At 48.0% G+C, this 18,239-nt stretch carries 12 protein-coding genes; all 12 read right to left on the bottom strand.

Translation table 11 applies throughout. From position 1 onward, the window contains the following. Window positions 1-23 precede the first annotated feature (23 nt). Complete coding sequence (locus DWX32_RS06460) at window positions 24-1,805, bottom strand: class I mannose-6-phosphate isomerase (protein WP_117802496.1); 1,782 nt, start codon at window positions 1,803-1,805, stop codon at window positions 24-26. Window positions 1,806-1,950: 145 nt separating this feature from the next. Continuing rightward, complete coding sequence (locus tag DWX32_RS06455; RefSeq protein ID WP_117761900.1) at window positions 1,951-2,667, bottom strand: GntR family transcriptional regulator; 717 nt, start codon at window positions 2,665-2,667, stop codon at window positions 1,951-1,953. Window positions 2,668-2,735: 68 nt separating this feature from the next. Beyond that, window positions 2,736-3,623 carry an ROK family protein gene (locus DWX32_RS06450; RefSeq protein WP_117761927.1) on the bottom strand — a complete coding sequence of 296 codons (888 nt, stop codon included), beginning with the start codon at window positions 3,621-3,623 and terminating at the stop codon, window positions 2,736-2,738. 275 nt (window positions 3,624-3,898) lie between these two features. Beyond that, a complete protein-coding gene (locus DWX32_RS06445; RefSeq protein ID WP_117761899.1) occupies window positions 3,899-4,465 on the bottom strand; it encodes a hypothetical protein in 567 nt (188 codons plus the stop codon). Between the two features lie 118 nt (window positions 4,466-4,583). Then, a complete protein-coding gene (locus tag DWX32_RS06440) occupies window positions 4,584-5,285 on the bottom strand; it encodes an ATP-binding protein (RefSeq protein ID WP_117761898.1) in 702 nt (233 codons plus the stop codon). Between the two features lie 107 nt (window positions 5,286-5,392). Beyond that, window positions 5,393-9,079 carry a helicase-exonuclease AddAB subunit AddA gene (gene addA, locus DWX32_RS06435; protein ID WP_117761926.1) on the bottom strand — a complete coding sequence of 1,229 codons (3,687 nt, stop codon included), beginning with the start codon at window positions 9,077-9,079 and terminating at the stop codon, window positions 5,393-5,395. 80 nt (window positions 9,080-9,159) lie between these two features. After that, window positions 9,160-12,726 (bottom strand): PD-(D/E)XK nuclease family protein, encoded by a 3,567-nt coding sequence (locus DWX32_RS06430; protein ID WP_117761897.1) that lies wholly within the window; start codon window positions 12,724-12,726, stop codon window positions 9,160-9,162. A 225-nt stretch (window positions 12,727-12,951) separates the two neighbouring features. Continuing rightward, a complete protein-coding gene (gene citX, locus DWX32_RS06425) occupies window positions 12,952-14,334 on the bottom strand; it encodes a citrate lyase holo-[acyl-carrier protein] synthase (RefSeq protein WP_117761896.1) in 1,383 nt (460 codons plus the stop codon). Then, complete coding sequence (gene citC, locus DWX32_RS06420; RefSeq protein ID WP_082424868.1) at window positions 14,318-15,355, bottom strand: [citrate (pro-3S)-lyase] ligase; 1,038 nt, start codon at window positions 15,353-15,355, stop codon at window positions 14,318-14,320. The genes citX and citC overlap by 17 nt, the downstream gene beginning before the upstream one ends. 17 nt (window positions 15,356-15,372) lie before the next feature. Further along, complete coding sequence (gene citF / locus DWX32_RS06415) at window positions 15,373-16,965, bottom strand: citrate lyase subunit alpha (protein ID WP_055226576.1); 1,593 nt, start codon at window positions 16,963-16,965, stop codon at window positions 15,373-15,375. Between the two features lies 1 nt (window position 16,966). After that, window positions 16,967-17,866, bottom strand: a complete 900-nt coding sequence (locus tag DWX32_RS06410; protein ID WP_055226574.1) for an aldolase/citrate lyase family protein — start codon at window positions 17,864-17,866, stop codon at window positions 16,967-16,969. Continuing rightward, window positions 17,863-18,162, bottom strand: coding sequence for a citrate lyase acyl carrier protein (gene citD / locus DWX32_RS06405; protein ID WP_055226572.1), 300 nt, complete (start codon window positions 18,160-18,162; stop codon window positions 17,863-17,865). The genes DWX32_RS06410 and citD overlap by 4 nt, the downstream gene beginning before the upstream one ends. Window positions 18,163-18,239 lie beyond the last annotated feature (77 nt).

Here is an 18,239-nt window from a genome sequence, read left to right as displayed (position 1 = left end):
TTGCTCAAAATTTTTATCTCTCTTTACCCCACAGATGCCACCAGCATTTTAATCATTTCGCCCTCTTCCGGTACAATCCGGTATGTTCCGACCGCTGCAGGAACGATGGCGGTTTCTGCGTAATGTACCGTGAACGGTGCAAAGCTGCCATCCATGCTCTCGATGCGGGCACTTCGTCCCTCCACAAGATTCATCACATGAACCGTGTCATCCATCGAGATGGTGTGCGGCCCGGAAAGTGTATAGCGGATTGTGTCGATAAACTCGCGGCTGTGCAGTCCGGTGCGCTCTACTTCACAGTTTTCTGTTTTTTCCAGCGTTTTCTGCTGGCCGACGATATTGTCGTACACCCATTTGGTATCGCGGTTCCACTGGATATTTTTCATACCGTGGTCGAGATGGATCGGACGCGGCAGTCCATCCATGCCAAGGCGGCCCCAGTCCCAGAGCTTAAAGGTAAAAATATACGGTGTCGCGCTGATTTCCAGTACCATTGTATTCTTGCCGGAACAGTGCACCGTTCCTGCCGGGATCAGCACATGATCGTGTTTTTTGACCGGAATTTTGTTGACATATTTTTCAGCTGGGAAAAGTTCTTCTCCTTTTTCTGCTGCACGAAGTTCCCGCCCCATCTCTTTTTTATCCACGCCTTCTTTGAGACCGAGGTATACATACGTTTCCTCGTCTTCATCGGCATCCAGAAGATAGTAGCTCTCATCCTGCGTATATGGCATGCCGAATTTTTCATAGATATATTCGGTCAGCGGATGTACCTGCAGGGAAAGGTTCTGACCGCCCATCGTATCCAGCAGGTCAAAACGGATCGGGAATTCTGCGCCGAACCGGCCGTGGACTCTTTCACCCAGCAGTTCATGCGGCGCATAGAAGACAAGATCCTGTGCCGGTACTTTTAAGACTTTTCCGCCGATTTCCAGATTCAGGCTGTTTTCCTCCGGAACTCCGTCAAAGCTCCACGCGAAATTTTCCTTCGATGCATCCAGACCAAAGTTTTCCTTCATCCACTGACCGCCCCATACGCCAGGGTCGAAATACGGCTCCATACGAAATGGCTTTCTGGCAAGCTGCTGCAGTGCGCCTCGGAAGGCATTTCCCGTTGTAAGAACCGGTGCATTTTCTTTCTCCGTATCCAGAAGATACGTGAATTTTTCATACCGCTCTTTTTTATAGCGGTCCGCCAGACGCCATTCAATGAAAAATCCCCGTTTATATTTCGTCAGGATCGGATCATTATAATTGGTACTGTGCCAGTTTGGCATGCCGCTCCGATAGCGGAGCTGAACTTCCCAGCGGGTCAGATCGCAGTAAACAAGTAGATCTGCCTCGGTCAGAAGCTCTGCCGCTGTACCAACGATCACGATCAGACCACCGTTTGTATCTTTTTCTTCCGCACGTTCTGTCTCAATTGCTTTTTTCATGGTTTCCAGCTTTTCGCTCTCAAACCAGGTGTCTATGGTTTTATGACACATAATGCCGAAAACACGGTCATCGGTGATGTAATCTTTAAATTCTCTTAACAGCGTTTCTTCGTCTTTGGCACAGTCTTCGATATCAAAAATCCGGTCTGGCTGCAGCGCATTGGCCAGTTCCATTATTTCTTCTTTTCGTACACCCGGGTACAGATCAAAGGAAAGAATACAGGTTTTCTTTTCTTTCTGTTTTTCCTGAACCGCCCGTTTTAATTCTTCAATGATCTCCTTTTTTTCATCCCAGATTTCATTTTCATATCCTGTGATTTTCATTTGCGGATGTAATTCGTAGTTTCCATATTTCTTTTTTAAATTCATTTGGATTCTTTTCCTTTTCTTAATTTTTCTTCCATCCATTGGGGTGTTTCCTGCGCCGATCAGACCTATCATCTTTGTTTCAACGCTTTCGCATCTGGCGGATTTCGCACTTCTGTCCGGTTTCGTTTTTTTACATGTCATATGTTTACAGTTCCACCGTGTACTTATAACGATTTCCCGGATAATAGCAGATCGAATATTCAAAAACCTCGCCGCCCTTCCGGAATGTCTGCCGTGTCCGGATAAAAATAGGCATCTGCGCATCAATTTTCAGTGCTTTCTGCACCTCTTCCGATGGAAGTGCCGCCTCAAGCGTATCCCGGCCGGATTCAATATAGATTCCATGTTCCTCCCGCAGATACTGATACAGCGATTCCATGTATGGCTCCGGCTCTGTTGGCAGTTCGCAGATTTTTTTCAGATACGTAATGGTATAGACCATGGGTTTTCCCACAGCATTCCTCACACGTTTCAGGCAATAACATGGCTCCGTCAATGGAATCTGCAGACTTCTTGCTACCGTTTCCCCGGGACTTATCAGTTCCATCTTGCAGTATGTTGTCTGCATTTCGATATGATGCTTTTTCATTTCTTCCGTGAAACTGATGACACCTTCCATCTGCTCTTCGACTTTCTCGTAGACAACATCTGTTCCGATGCCACGCCGTGCACGTGCGTAACCGCTCTGTACCAGATTCGCCATCGCCTGGCGTACTGTCACACGCGAAAGCTCGTACTTTTCCATCAGCTCTTTTTCTGTTGGCAGAAAATCTCCTTTTTTGTACGTACCGCATTCGATCTGCTGTTTCAGAATCTGTTCCAGCTGCGCATATAGCGGCGGTGCTCCCGGATTTCTATCCATTTTTGCAGTTTCTCCTTCTTCTTTTCTCTCCATAGCATTATATTTTTGTTTCTGAAAATATTTTTGCTCTATTGTGTTTTTTCAGGAAACTGTGACAACAGGCCTTCCATGGCACGGCCGGATGTTTCCGTTTCTATCTGAATCCGAATCTTTCTTTTCTCGCACTCTCTTTCCAGTTCTTTTCCAAACCAGGAAAAACTTTTTGCAATCTGTCCGCCCAGAAGCAGCAGATCCGGCTGATATTTCTCCAGCACAGGAAGAAGGCCAGCCGCCACATCTGCTCCAAATCTTCTCCAGACTTCTTCTGCCTCCATGTTTCCCGCTTTTACCAGACCATACAATTCTTTTCCACTCCACACTTTTCCTGTCACAGCCAGGCTAATCTGCTCCAGACCGCGCACAGAAAGATAATCGTCCAAAATGGAATCTCCAAACGGCTGTTGATAAATCCATCCATTTTCCGGCACACCTTTTCCTGTTTTCACCGTTTTCCCGTTTTCTACAAAAGCCGACCCGGCGCCGGTTCCGATGCAGACGCACAGAATTTTATCCGCATCACGACAGTTTCCGTACCAGCTTTCTCCCAGTGCAAATGCTTCAATGTCATGTAAAAACAAAAATCGTGCTGATCCAAGTTCCGGCACGCGCGCCTTGATTTCTCTTTCCAGTGGAATCCCGTAAATGGCATCGTACTTATTCAGTCCCTGCATCCGGCTGATTCCATTTTCATAATCAAACGGACCCGGAATCGCCATCCCAACTCCGACAACACTTCCGTCTGCTTCTCTCATCAGTTCCCGGCAGATCTTTGCAAAATTGTCCAGAATCTTCTCTGTGCTCTTCTGCGCCTGTGCTGGAAATTTCCGGATTTTTGTTCTTACTCCATTTCTGTCCGACACACTTCCTTTGATTTCCGTTCCGCCAACATCCAGAAGGATATATTTTTTCTTCTCCATCCCGCTTCCGTCCCTTTTCATCTTTTCCCTGTATTCTTTCTGTTTATATGCCACTAGGATCTCATTTCTTTGTATTGGTTCTCCTGCCACCTTGTTATAATGTTATAACCTATTCATTTTTCTGTTGCAAGCGCCTGTCTGCAATTTTGTCTGCTTTTGCAAAACTTTGTGAAAACGCGATAATACGTTTTATGCACTTGGCGCAGAACGCAAAAAATCCCCTGTTTCCGGGGTTTTTTATACACTCCGGACAGAGGATTTTTCTTATTTTCTACTTATTTTAATACATTTTCCAATTTAACAAAAAGGTTATTCATCTCCTGCACCACGCTCTGCAGACTCTTTTCCCCGACATAGTTTCCAATCGCAAACAATGCCTTATACAAAAAATTAACCGCCCCCTGCAATTCTTCGTTTTGCTCTTTTGTTTCTTTCCGAAGCTGCTGCAGTTTTTCTGCCATCGGAAACAATTCCGCAAGAATCTGCTCTTTTCGTGCCCGATCCGACGGTTCATCTGTCTCCATTTCTTCGAGATCATAGTTATCTGTTCTGCCGCATTTTCCCTTGCACACTGCGCAATCCGGATTCAGACGGTTCTTTTCTGCCTCCACGCGTACAATCCAGGATTTCCCCTCTTCTTCCCTCAGCTCTTTTTCCGGATTTGCCGCACAAATTCCGCCAAGCAGAATCTCATGCGTGGCTTTGTCCGGGCGGTGACCATTGCTGTCACCGCTGGAAAACTCCTGCGATTCACCTTTTGCTGCTTCTCCTCTTCCATCTACCGACCGGGCCAGACCGATCAGCGCACCAAGAAGCTCCTTTTGTATCTTCGTCATACTCATTTTTCTAATACCTCTTACCGAGCTTTTCATTTTTTTCGTCTTACATATTCCACAAAGCAGAATGTACCAATTGTAAAAATACTTTTAAGGGCACACGCTAATTACTATATCTGATTTTCTACAAAATTTCCCCCTCCGTAGAAATCACCACGGTTTTCACCGGAATCTTCTTTCCACTCTCTTTCAGTGCCATCTTCACGGCACGCTCCATTCCTGCGCAGCACGGAACCTCCATGCGTGCAACCGTGATACTCTTAATATCATTGCACATAAAAATCCGCGCAAGTTTCTCGGAATAATCGATATCGTCAAGTTTTGTACAGCCTACGAGAACGACATGATCCCGAATAAAATCCTGGTGGAAGTTTCCATACGCATACGCTGTACAATCCGCCGCAACGAGAAGGTCTGCTCCTGCAAACATCGAAGCCCGCTCCTGCACCAGCTTGATCTGCACCGGCCACTGGCGGAGCCGGGACGGAACTGCTGCAGAATTTTCCTGCGCATCTGCACGGTCAATCGCCCAGCTGTTTTCACCTGCTTTTCCTGCTCCGGTATTCTCCTGTCCGGCCGCCTCTTTTGCCTTCCGCTGGTTCTCTTTTACCGCCTCCTCATCATACGGCAGCGCCTCCCGCTCCACAAACGAAATCGCATCTGCCGGACAGACCGGCAGGCAGTCACCGAATCCGTCGCAGTAGTCATCCCGGATCAGCTTTGCCTTCCCGTCAACCATCGCAATCGCACTTTCATGACAGGCATGCGCACAAAGCCCGCATCCTGTACATCTGTCTTCCTCTATCTGAACAATTTTTCGAATCATCGCTGAATCTCCTTTTTTCTCTTTATTTCTCAATACCTGTTTGTTTCTCAACTATGATATCATACTTTATCCCTGTTTTGACAGTTGTTTTTTCTAGTAGTTTTTTCCTACAATACCAACTCTTCATCCAGTGCCAGCGAATAAATAATTTTCTCTTTCACTTTCTTCCCTGTCGTCCGCTCCAGTGCCTGCTGGTAGTAGGCGAGCTGTTTTTCATACCTCTTTTTCAGCTCCCCGGCTTCTCTCACACGATCCGTTTTGTAGTCCACAAGAACAATCTCATCCCCCTCCGGGAACCATGCGTCAATGATTCCCTGCACGAGAATGGTTTCATCTTCCGGATAGGACGGATCTGCCTCACTTGCCGGAACGGACATCACAAACGGCTGCTCCCGCTTCAGGGTTCCATTTAGAAAGGCATTCCGCATCCGCATTCCGACCGGACTCTTTGCGAACGCCAGAACAGATTTGAAATAAATGCATTCCACTGCCTCTTTCGTCATTTTTCCTTCTGCAATCAGTTCCTCCGTCTGTGCCATCAGCTCTTTGATGCTGTACGCCCTGCGGTAATCGAGACATTCCAGCAGGCGGTGGTACGCCGTTCCGCGGTCAGCTCCCGTCAGGGCCTCAGCGTGATCCTTTTTCATAAAGCCCGGCACAATCGGTACGAGTTCTTCCTGCACAAACAGCTCTTTTCCGATCTCCGATTCCTCCATCCCTGCCTTTTTCAGCTGGGAAACCGTTACCTTTACCGGAATCTGTTTCTCATTCTCATAAGGATACTGATATGCAAACCGTTCTTCCACAAGCTCTTTCAGCGTCTCTTTTCTCGACGGCTGTTTCGGAATTTCCATGATTTTCTGTTCATTGACCGCGCGCTCCATCTGATGCAGCACCTCGCCCTCGACAAGTCCCGCCGGTGATACAAGACGGATTGTGACCGGAATTTTCTCCGCATACAGCGGATTTTCCTCATTTCCCGCAAGGCCGAACTGCTCATACAGCCCATCAAAACAGCGATTTCGTGAAAAAGCCGGGAGAATCCAGTCAAGATAGCCGGATGCGCTGCTTAAGGTTTGATACGACAGCAGTTCTTCCTGCCGTCCCGCATGTGCCGCACACTGTTTTACACGGCTCTCCAGCTTCGATGCCATGCCTGTCATGATCAGCTTCTCCTTCGGGCGTGTCATCGCAACGTAGAGCACACGCAGCTCCTCCGCCAGATTTTCCAGTTTCATGCTCTGGCGGATGATCTGCCGCGGCAGTGTCGCCTGGCGCACGCGGTGTTCGGGATCGATCGCATCTGCGCCGATGCCCATCCGGGAATGCAGCACCAGTGCTGCACGGCTGTCCATCTGGTTGAACGATTTTCCCATACCGGAGAGAAATACAATCGGAAACTCCAGTCCTTTACTCTTATGAATACTCATGATGCGCACGGTATCTGCGCTCTCACCGTAAATATTCACCTCTCCGAAGTCCACTTCATACTTCTGCAGCTGTTCGATATAACGAATGAAGTTGAACAATCCACGATAACTCGTCGCTTCAAATTCCACCGCCTTTTCCACCAGCATTTCCAGATTCGCCCGCCGCTGCACACCGCCCGGCATCGCAGATGCATAGCCACCGTAACCCGTCTCCTCGAGAATCTGTGTGATCAGCTCATGAATCGGCGTATACGGCACGCGGCATCGCAGCGTCTCAAGCTGTGCAAGAAACCTCCTAAGTTTCTCCCTGAGCGCTTCATCTTCCCCAGTCACCGCATATTTTCCACATGCCTCGTAAATTTTTACCTCTTTATCCACACAACGCACCGCCGCAAGCTCCGCGTCTGTGCATCCGCAGATGGGGGAACGCAGAATGGCCGTAAATGGAATTTCCTGACAAGGATTGTCACACAGATGCAGGTAATTCAGCACCGTCACAATTTCCTGCGTGGAAAAGTATCCCGTTTTTGATGTACTGTAAGCCGGAATTCCAGCCGCCTGCAGTACGCGCGAAAACGTCTCCGACCAGCCGCTGACCGCACGGAGCAAAATGACGATATCCCGGTACTGGATTTTCCGGTATTCCCCGGTCTCCTTATCCACAACTTCCTCATTTCCAACCATTTCCCGGATGCGCGCCGCAACGGCAGCCGCCTCCGTTTCCATCTTCGTCTCGCGGGATTTATCATCTTCCAGCTCCGGCGCCTGGTCGTCCAGCAGCAGAAGCTCCGTTTCGTATGCCGTCTGCCACGGATCCGTCTTTCCCTCTTCTTTTTTCGGGAACGCCGCACCCGCATGGAGGCTCGCCGCCTCGTCATACGCAATGCCGCCGAGCTCCGGGCTCATGAGTTTCCGGAATACATAATTCGCCGTCGCAAGCACCTCCTGCCGGCTTCGAAAGTTTTTGTCGAGATCAATCCTCTGCTGACTTTCTCCCTCTTTTTGATACGTGTGATATTTTTCCAGAAACAGCTCCGGCCGCGCCAAACGGAAACCATAGATACTCTGCTTGATATCGCCGACCATAAACCGGTTCCATCTGCCGTCCTCCTCGCCGGACACGGCAGAGAGGAGCGCCTCCTGGATAAAGTTACTGTCCTGGTACTCATCGATCATAATTTCCCGGAACTGCTCCGACAGCTCCCGCGCCGCATCGGTCCGCACCAGGCAGCCGTCTTTTTGCTGCACGAGAATTTCAAGCGCAAAGTGTTCCAGATCAGCATAATCGAGAATATTTTTGCTCCGTTTTTTCTCCGCAAACGCTTTTGCAAACTGCTCCGTCAGATCAATCAGCACCCCGATGGGCTCCCGGCAGTCGGCAATCTCCTCCGCAATCGCAGCGCTGTCCTTCTCAAAGAACTGCTCTTTTAACTTCTGCAGCTCCTTTTTGCATGCATCGCGCTCCGCCTTTACCTGATCTTTCAGCGTTTCACTCACATCGTCTGCCTTTTTCCGCGAAAGTGCTTTAAACTTCATTCCGGCCATCGCGCACACCAGTTCATCAAACGATTCTGTTTCCAGCAGTTCTTCCACCATCTGCTGGTCAGAAGCCAGCGCCTCATCATATAAATACGGTCCTCCAGAGCTTGCTGCTGTTTTCCGGTTTTCCTGAATCCCTTCCAGAATACTCGAGAGCCGCTTTTTCGCCTCGCTCATCAGCTCCTGTACCCAGATACTCTCCTGCACTGCTTCCGGTGAATCCATCTGGTACGCCGCCCGGCACTCTTCGAGCCACTGCTCCGGCCATGGATAGCTCATGGAAAACTCATACAGTTTCAGCACAAGTGCATCGAGCCCGTCATCCTGCTTTCCCGCCGCGTAGCTCTCCACAAACCGTGTAAATGCAGACTCCTTTTCCGTAAAGCGTTCTTCCATGACCTTCTGGATCACATCGCTTTTCATCAGACGGATCTCCCCTTCATCCGCCATGCGGTACACCGGATCGAGATCGATCATCTGAAAGTAATTTTTTATCACATAGGAACAGAAACCGTGAATTGTGCTGATCTGCGCATGGTGAAGCAGGGTCTGCTGCCGCTGTAAATGCTCATTTTCCGGGTTTTCCGCAAGGCTCTGCTGCAGAGCGCGGCCGATTCTCTCTTTCATTTCTCCTGCCGCCGCACGCGTAAAGGTTACGACAAGAAGCTGGTCAATGTCGATTGGATGCACAGGGTCTTTCACCATTGCAAGGATCCGCTCTACCAGAACCGCCGTCTTTCCGGAACCCGCCGCCGCGCTGACCAGAAGATTCCGGTCTCTCGCATCAATGACTTTCTGCTGTTCCGCTGTCCATTTTACTGCCATGTTCTTTCCCTCTTCTTTCTGGCTGATTTTCTTTCCCTCACTTGGAAAAAATGCACCATATTTCACTTTTTCAAAAGCAGTCACTCTTTTTGATCTCTTTGTGCTGTCTCCTGCATTACCTTCATCAGCAGTTCTGTATCCATGCCCTTTAATTTACGGTATTCATATCCCTGAATTTTCTGATCGAATCCGCAGATTCCCTGATATTCGCAATATGCGCATGCCGTTGCTCCATCCCGCTGAAACGGCGAAATTTTTACATTTCCCGAGAAAATGCCCTCGCCGATCTCACGTACCTTCTTTCTGGTGTATGTCCGAATCACGTCAAACTGCTCCGACGATGCCACTTTCGAATAGCCTGTGTAGCTTCCGTCCTTCTTCTTTCCAACCGGAATCACATCCGACGTCGTTCCGTCCTCGAGTACACGGTCGAGCAGCTCCACTACCTTCCGATCTGCATTTACAAGGCCATCCATCCGCAGTGCTTTCAGCATCCGTCTGCCCCACGCCTCATCGGTCTCATCTTCTTCCTGGTCGAGGATCGGATCATCAATATGATAATAAAATACCCCTGCAGGCTCCACCAGCTTACCCGGATGCTTTTTCTGCTCCAGCTCCACCGCCGCATCGAGATAAACTGCCAGCTGCAGCTGTAATCCATAGTAGAGTGCCACCAGATCAAGTGACGTATTTCCTGTCTTGTAATCGATGATTTTCACATACACCTTATCGTCCGTTTCGCAGAGATCCACACGGTCAATCCGTCCGCGCAGCCGCATCTTCTCATGCTCCGACAACTCAATGTTGATCGCAGACAGGGAATCCTCCATGGAAAAGGAAACCTCAAACTCCCCTGGCTCAAATTCTCCCTGCCGGATCTGCTGCTGCAGTGCCCAGACAGTTCGTTTCAGAATCCGCTTTACGCGGATGATGCGGTACTGATTCCGGCTTGAACTCTGAAAAATTGTGTTTCCATAGTCCGCCATCGTCTCCTCGACACACTCCTCAATCAGACGGTCACGCGTGTCATCGGTCACCGTCTTCCAGGTCTCACCGTTCTCCTGCAGCTTTTTCGAAAACTTCTCAAGCGCTTCATGCATGACCGTTCCCATATCCGCCGCTTTCAGCTCATACTGATCCCGCTCGCGAATCTGGAGACCAAACTCCATAAAATGGGCAAACGCACATGCCGCATACTTTTCCAGCCGTGTCGCACTGTTTTTTAACGTATCCCCGTACAGCGCCGATGCCGCACTCCTTCCGATCACACCATCCGCACAGCGCAGAAAGGCCGCTTTCCGATACGTCTCCGCCGGAATCCCCGCCTCCGGATGCGCCGCATACCAGCGGTAAAGCTCTTCAAACAGCGGATTTATCTCGCCCTCTGCCGCCTTTCCAAGCTCCTCCAGAAACAGTGCCTCCCCGGAACGCGGCATTTCCAGTTTCTCCTCCGGATTTTCTTCTTTTTCGATATCCCGCACCGGAATTTCCGGGAAGAGTTTCCGGATTTCATTGATCAGATACGACGGATTCTGCGCCTCGCCGGATGCACCTGCCTTTGCAAACGAAAGATACAGCCGCTCCGACGGCTTCGTCAGATTTCGGTAGAGATGGAATTTCTGCTGATACATCGTCTCACGCGCCGTCGGGGACAGCTTTGCATCCGCTCGCTCCAGCTCCTCACGGTCATACTCCGACAGGATACCGCCCCCCGCATCGTGGCGCGGAATCAGTCCATCGTTCACACCGACAAAAAACAGCACGCGGATATCCTTCAGACGTGACCGTTCATTGTCTCCGACCAGCACCTGATCCGCTGTCGGCGGAATAATGCCAACAGAAGCCTCTGCAAAGCCCGCCTCCAGAATCTCCTGATACTCTGCCAGTGTCATTTTTTCCTCGCCCAGCACCTCGACAATCTTATCCAGAAGCTCCATGACAATACCGTAAATCTGGCTGTATTCTTTTGCAAATGCCTCCTGCCCCCGCTCTTCAAACTGCTGCCGCCGCTCCTCAAGTTTTTCCTGCATCCGATTCTGCACCGCCAGTGCGTACAGGGCCTCCGTCCGCTCCCGCACCGTGGCGTCTTTTTTCTTCATCTGTTCTGCAAACGGCTGCACTTCGGCATAGAATTTTTCCCGCAGGAGATTGCGCTGCGGCACTTCATCCGGTTTGATGCCGCGGTATCCCCGCGTCCACGTCTCCCCATACGCTTTCAGCCCGCGGATGCCAAGTGCCAGAACATAGTTTTCCATCGCATCTGTCTCCTCGCGGCTCAGACTCGAAAGGCCGCAGCGCAGATAACGGAAGACGCTCTCGTAGGAAAAGCTCTGTACCACCATCTCGATCGCCGCGCGCAGAAATTCCACGAACGGATTCATCAGCACAGAATGCTTTTCGTCCACAAAGTACGGAATGCCGCATTTTTCAAAAATTTCCCGCGCATATGTGCCATAAATGGAAAGATCTCCGGTCAGAACGGCAAAATCCTGGTACCGCATCTTCTCCTCACGCACCATGCGGCGGATCAGGCGCACCGTTTCCTCGAGCTCCGCACGTGGAGATGGCGCTACACTAATGTAAATACCCTGCTGTTTCAGATTTTGTCCGGACTCCAAATGCTCCTTTTTCGTTTTCTGTGCATTTTCCAGCGTGCTTGGCCCAATTTCTTTTTTGTTCTTTCCATTTGTTCCTGCCCCTGCTTTTGACTCTGCTCTTTTTCCTGCCTCTGTTCCGACAATCCTTCTTATTCCATATCGAAACAGGTTCTGTTCCAACTGATCCATCATGCTTCCCGACTGAAAACGGCCATATCCCGAGCGTCTGACCCAGATTTCCGGCTCCACTGGGCACCCTGCTTCGTCTGCCGCTTTCATAAGCTGTTGAATCAGCTGGCGGCTCATCGCAAAGAGCTGGTGCGGGATTGCCTTTTTATACGGATCCTCCCGCTCATCCATAATAATCGTCACATAGACCTTTTCACAAAGCCGGAACAGTTTTCCAAGCACACCGATCTGTACTGGCGTAAATCCGGTAAATCCGTCCACCAGTACCTCACTGTTTCGAATGAGTGATGATTCTTCCAGCTTTCCCGCCAGAACCTCCAGCACATCCTCCGCCGTCACGTAGCGATTTTCCAGATATTCTTCAAATGCACGGTAGATTACCCCGGTGTCTTTCAGCTTTGCTGCCAGCAGCTTTTTCTCTCCCGTCTCCTCCGCCCACGTATCAAGCTCGGACGGCGCAATCTGATACTGCTTCAGCTCGGAAATCAACGATTTCATCTGCGAAACTGCGCCGGTTCTCTTTAACGTACTTCCAAGAATCGTCAGCTCCTTTTTCTTCTCCTGTGCAACGCGTTTTACCACAAGACTCTTTCCCGTTTCTTCGAGCACCGGGTACAGACTGCCTCCGGTCTCCTCAAAAATACGGTAAGCCAGACGCTGGAAGCTCAAAATATCAACATTTAAAATACCGCCCGCCGGATGCAGTGACACAAGCTCTTTCTGCGTCTGCATTGTAAACTGCTCCGGCACAATGATCAGATAAGTTTTCTCCGGGTGGCGCATCGCTTCCGCCAGAATTTTCTGATACGCATATCTCGACTTTCCAGCCCCCGAATTTCCCATGATAAACTGCAGACTCATGTTTCGCTCCTCCTGTTCTGATCCACTTCTGCTCCAAAGATAAACATATCTACAGTATAGCAGACTCCTTTTTTCGATGCAATCAACCTTCAGGCAAACAGTAACCATTTCCTTCTGAAAATACTGCCATATATTTCTAACGTAAACGGCCGCTCTCAACAGCTAAAAATATTCAGCATTAAGAGCGGCCGTACATTTTAAGAGCAATGACAGCGTCATATATTTTTATTGTATTATACTTTTCAAACGTTCCATCAGTGTTTCCATGCGGCACAAAAAAATCGTTGCTGCAAGTAAATCCGCAGCTCCGCCCGGACTCATATTTTTCCGGATACAAATCTGATTCAGTTCTCGCACTTTTTGCAAACCCTCCGCGCAAAAAGCACCACCTGTCTTAAGAATTGCCTTTGCTTCCGTTTGCAGCCATCGCATTTCTTTCTCACTGGTTCTGCTGATGACATTTGTGTCCGTAAGCTCTGCTATAATTTCAAGAAGAATCTGTACATTGATCTGATTTTGATCCCTGTTATTTGCTATATACTGCTTCATATGAGGAACCGTACGTTCACACAGAATCGGATATCCGCTCATCGCCAGTCCCCGGACTCCTTTCTCGCCCAGATGGCAGTAAATTTTTTCTCCATGCGTGATCCCCGAGCTTTGTTTTAATTTTCTCAGATCCTGTTCCAACTCTTTTTTTGTCATTTCCAGACTGATCCGGCAAACATCCTCCGACTCGATTTTTCCGTAATTTCTCAGGGAAATTCCGGCTGCAGCTGCAAGAATGCCAATCGTAAAAATGATTCCTTTGTGCGTATTGACTCCTCCGGTTGCAACAAACATTTTTTCTTCCGTCTTTTTTCCTCTTTCTCTGAGAAGGGGAAACAATGTCTTCGGATCTGCCTCCCAGGAATACCCGGCTTCAAACATTGCCGCCAGATCTTCGGCGATCGCCTCTGTACTCTTTTGAAATGTCTGACAGTTCATATCTGTATGCGCACCGGTATCCTCCCGGTCTACTAAGCCTGGTTTTGGTGTTGTATACACTTCCTCCATCAGTGCCTGACTGATCTCAGCAGCTACGCCTCTTTGCAGCTGTTCTTCCCATATGATACCATAGATCTTTTTTCTCAATTCTTCGATCGAATGTTTTCTGCTTCTGCCACACTGGCAGGCCGGGTTGTCGCATAACAGACATTTTCTTTCCGGAAATCCAAGATCCTTTCTGCTGATTTTCGTATTTTCTTTTTCCAATACATCAATATCATACAGTCTCCCGATCTTCGTCTCTTCCAAAGCAATCATAAGCTTTTTCACCTGGCAGCCGTCTGCTTTCACAACCAAATATCCTTCATATCCGGTTATGTTTTCTTGTACCAGCCGGACTTCCGTCGAAATTTTTTCCGTTTCCAGCTTATTCTGTATCTTTTCTAGTCCTTCATAAAAGACCTTTTCGAAAAGTTCATTTACCTTTTCCGGACCCGGAATATTGAGCATAAAGCAGATTAAGGTACCCGGATATTTTTCAAGAAGCTCTTTCTGCGTTGCCACCCTTTTTTCTCGGCTCCACAATACCTGCTCTAAGGAAACCTTATTTTCCGTTTTCATTCTTTTTCCTTTCCAGATAGCGCCAGGTACTTTCCGGAAGCATCCCGCAGACGCTTTTTAATTGATTTTCCGCATATCTTTTTCTGACCTCAGATGCACTGATGATCTGGTCTCCATATGTTTTTCGGGGAATTTCATGAAAGCGGATCTGATAGCACGGCAGCTGCTCCCGTAAGCACTGGTTATAGGTATGTGTCACATCGCAGGCCGGTTCACTGCCTACATAGCGATCCGTTATATTAAGTTCCGGTGCAATACGCTCTCCAAATAACTGAATATCCAACTGGCAATTCATCTCATAGGCTTTCGCTTTTTCTTTGATAAAATATGTCGGAAACACAGCCGGCGAAATCATGTATTCTGAGGTCTGGTGAAGAATCACATTTGGAATTTCCTGTATTCCTTCTTTTACCAACTGATACCGTTCTCTCGTTGTCAGAAAGCTCTGTTCTTCTGAGAGGATAAAAATGTGCAGCCATTTGTTTTTTTTTGCCGCCTCCCGGATCAGGTATTCATGTCCCCTGGTAAAGGGATTACAATTCATAACCACTGCCCCAATACCGTTTTCATGCCTGTTTTCCACTTTGCACTTCTGTTGTTCCTGTGTTTCTTTTTTTAATCGTTTCAGGAATTTTTCCAGTCCGTTTTTGTCATTTTCCAGAAGAAGAATTTTTTCTGTCTGTGTCACCGGATACATTCCCATACTGCAAAACAGTTCTTTGTTCTGAGGCTTGGTAAATCCAAAAAAATGAGAAATTCCCATTCCATAAAAATATTCAATCAGAGATGTCATAAGATGTGCCAGCAGATTCTGTCCTTGATACTCTTCTGATACCGCAACACATTTTATGATATTTTTCTGGCAGGAAGCAGTTGCTATGATTTCTTTCTCTTTTCGCAATACAATGGAATGCGTAATCTGCTCATCATAAGTAAGTCCCATGTATTCCAGAAATTTTTTGAGTTCCTCTTTCTTTTTCCCGGTAAAAGGATCCCCTGTTTCTTCCATATAGTCCCCCACTGCCTGCCCTCCTTCTCTTATTTATGTACTGACTCCGGGAGTACCTTCTTTTCCTCTTTAAATTGGAATGGTTTAATCTGACGAACTACATCCATGATGGTTCCGTCTCTGCTTTCAATAATTCCTACAATACGTTCGCCAAATTCTACTTTCTCCGGTTCTCCTGCAATCCGGTAAGCCAAATCCCGAAGTTCTTCTATCGTTTTCAGCGGAAGTCCACTGTTTTTTACCGCTTCCAGCAGATCTTTTCGCAGTGGATTAACTGCAACTCCATATTCCGTGATGACTACATCTACAGATTCTCCCGGTGTTGTCACTGTTGTTACTTCCGTACAGATTGCCGGAATTCTTCCTTGCAATAATGGAGTCAGTACAATGGTGCATTTTGCGCCTGCCGCCGTATCCGGATGACCTCCCTGCGCGCCTGTTATAACGCCATCGGAACCTACTACAACATTGCAATTGAAATTTACATCAACTTCCAATGCTGCCAGAATCACAAAATCCAGTTTGTTGACTACTGCGCCCTTGTTAAAAGGATCTGCATATTCACCGGCACTGATTCTGAAATGCCTGATATCTTTTACTGATTCTACCGCATCCAGATCAAAATCCTGCGTATCCAGAAGTACATCAACCTGATTGTTATCCAGAAGATCACACATCGGTTTCGTCAATCCTCCGACGCCGAAACGCATACGGATTCCACGTTCCTTCATGATTTTTGCCAACGAAATGGTGGAAGCGATAGATGCGCCTCCCACACCGGTCTGATAAGAAAATCCATCTTTAAAGTACGGGGTAGAAGTGACAAATCGTGTACAGTAATCCGCCATCATCAGTTTTCTCATATCTTTCGTCGGTTTCGCTGCACCTGTTGCAATTTTCTTGGGATCTCCGATTGCATCTACCACTACTACATAATCTACCTTTGTCATGGAAATATGTGTCGGAAAATTAGGAAACGGCACCAGACAGTCCGTAATTGCTACGACCCGGTCCGCATAATCAGCATCTACCATCGCATAGGACAATACTCCGCAATCTGCTTTTCCACCGATACCACGACAGTTTCCATAATCATCACACGTCGGTGCTCCGATAAATGCAATATCCAGGTGTACTTCCCCTGTTTCGATTGCCCGAACTCTGCCGCCGTGGGAGCGCATCACTGCAAGCCCTTTCAGTTTTCCCTCAGAAATCGCTTTTCCAATCTCACCGCGCACACCAGAAGACTGGATTCCTGTAATCGTTCCATCTTCCATGTACGGTACCAGTCCTGCATGCGCTTTCCCCAGAGAACTGGCACAAATGGTAATATTTTTAATACCCATTTTATGGATTTCTTCCATCACCATATTTACAACCAGATCACCATCCCGGAAATGATGATGAAATCCAATTGTCATGCCATCCCGGATTTCACATTTCACCAGTGCCTCATGAATTGTTTTCACCAATTTGCTGCCATCGGAATTCACCACGCAGCGGGTTTTCGGACCATCTTTCTGATATTCATAACCATCATAATAATGCACTCCGTGAAATACTTCTTTTCCTGTTGCCTTCAATATTTCCTCGGGAATTTCTCTCCCTACTGCATTTTTCATCTTACAGTTCCCCCTCGTACACACCGGAAGCCTTGGCCAGTTCGATTATTCGCTTTGCACCATCATAAAATGCAATATCAATCATCTTTCCGTCCACAGTAAATACACCGATTCCCTGTGCCTTTTTGCTATCAATCTCACGGACTACTTTTTCCGCAAAAATAATCTCTTTTTCTTTCGGTGTAAAAATTTCATGTACAATATGAATCTGTCTTGGATTGATAATTGATTTCCCGTCAAATCCCATCAGGTGAATCGTATTGACATCTTCTCGAAAACCATCTTCGTTCTCCAGATCTGTATAAACGGTATCAAAACATTGCACACCTGCTGCCCGCGCAGCAATGACAAGCTGCTGTCTTGCTCCCATCAGTTCTATTCCGGTTCCCGTAATGTGGGTATGCAGATCTTTCGTGTAATCTCCACCGGACAGTGCGATACCAAACAGCCTTTTCGAAGCCTCGCAAATTTCTAATGCCTTCACCACACCTCTTGCCGATTCTATCGCTGCCATAATTAAGGTACTGTTCTCCGGTCTGCCAAATTCATTCTCCGCCTTTAAAATTTGCTGCTCCACTATTTTTACATCCTGCGCTGTCTCTGTCTTAGGAATACGGATGCCATCACATCCACCGGCTACTGCGCAGCGGATATCTTCCTTCCAGAAAGGCGTGTCCAGACCATTAATACGTACAATCCGTTCTGCTCCATGATAATCAATCGTGCGCAGTGCATGAAACAGGGAAAATCTGGCTGCATCCTTCTGATTTTCTGCCACTGCATCTTCCAGGTCCAACATCAGAGAATCTGCCCCATAAATATACGGATCCTTAATCAGTCCCGGCTTCTGTGCATTTAAAAACATCATGGTACGGCGTAATCGCTTTTTTGCGTCTCTCATCTGATTGCACCTCCCCATGGCAGCTGCTCCGACTGTCCGGCGGAACGGTATACCGCAGCTTCCACCCTCGCACGGATGGTGCAGTCCAGAGCTCCTTTATCTACAATCTTAATTTTTACGTTCTGAACTCCCAGACTTTTCAGAGTATCCAGAACCACATGACGGATCTGATTTCCATACTGATGAATCACTGTGCTTTCCAGTACCAGATCTATGTTTCCATCTCCATCTTCTACCGTAACCATACAATCGCTGGATTCCAGTGTTCCGGCTACGGCTGCTTTTTCTATCTCCATTTTCCTCTTCTCCCTGTATTTCCCGTGGGGCTGTCGCACTAAAAAAATCTGGCGAGACAACCCCCTTTATACTCTGC

It is taken from the genome of Blautia sp. AF19-13LB (assembly GCF_003479105.1).
In the GTDB taxonomy this organism is placed as follows: domain Bacteria; phylum Bacillota; class Clostridia; order Lachnospirales; family Lachnospiraceae; genus Fusicatenibacter; species Fusicatenibacter saccharivorans.
This window is presented reverse-complemented; position numbering and strand designations above follow the sequence as displayed.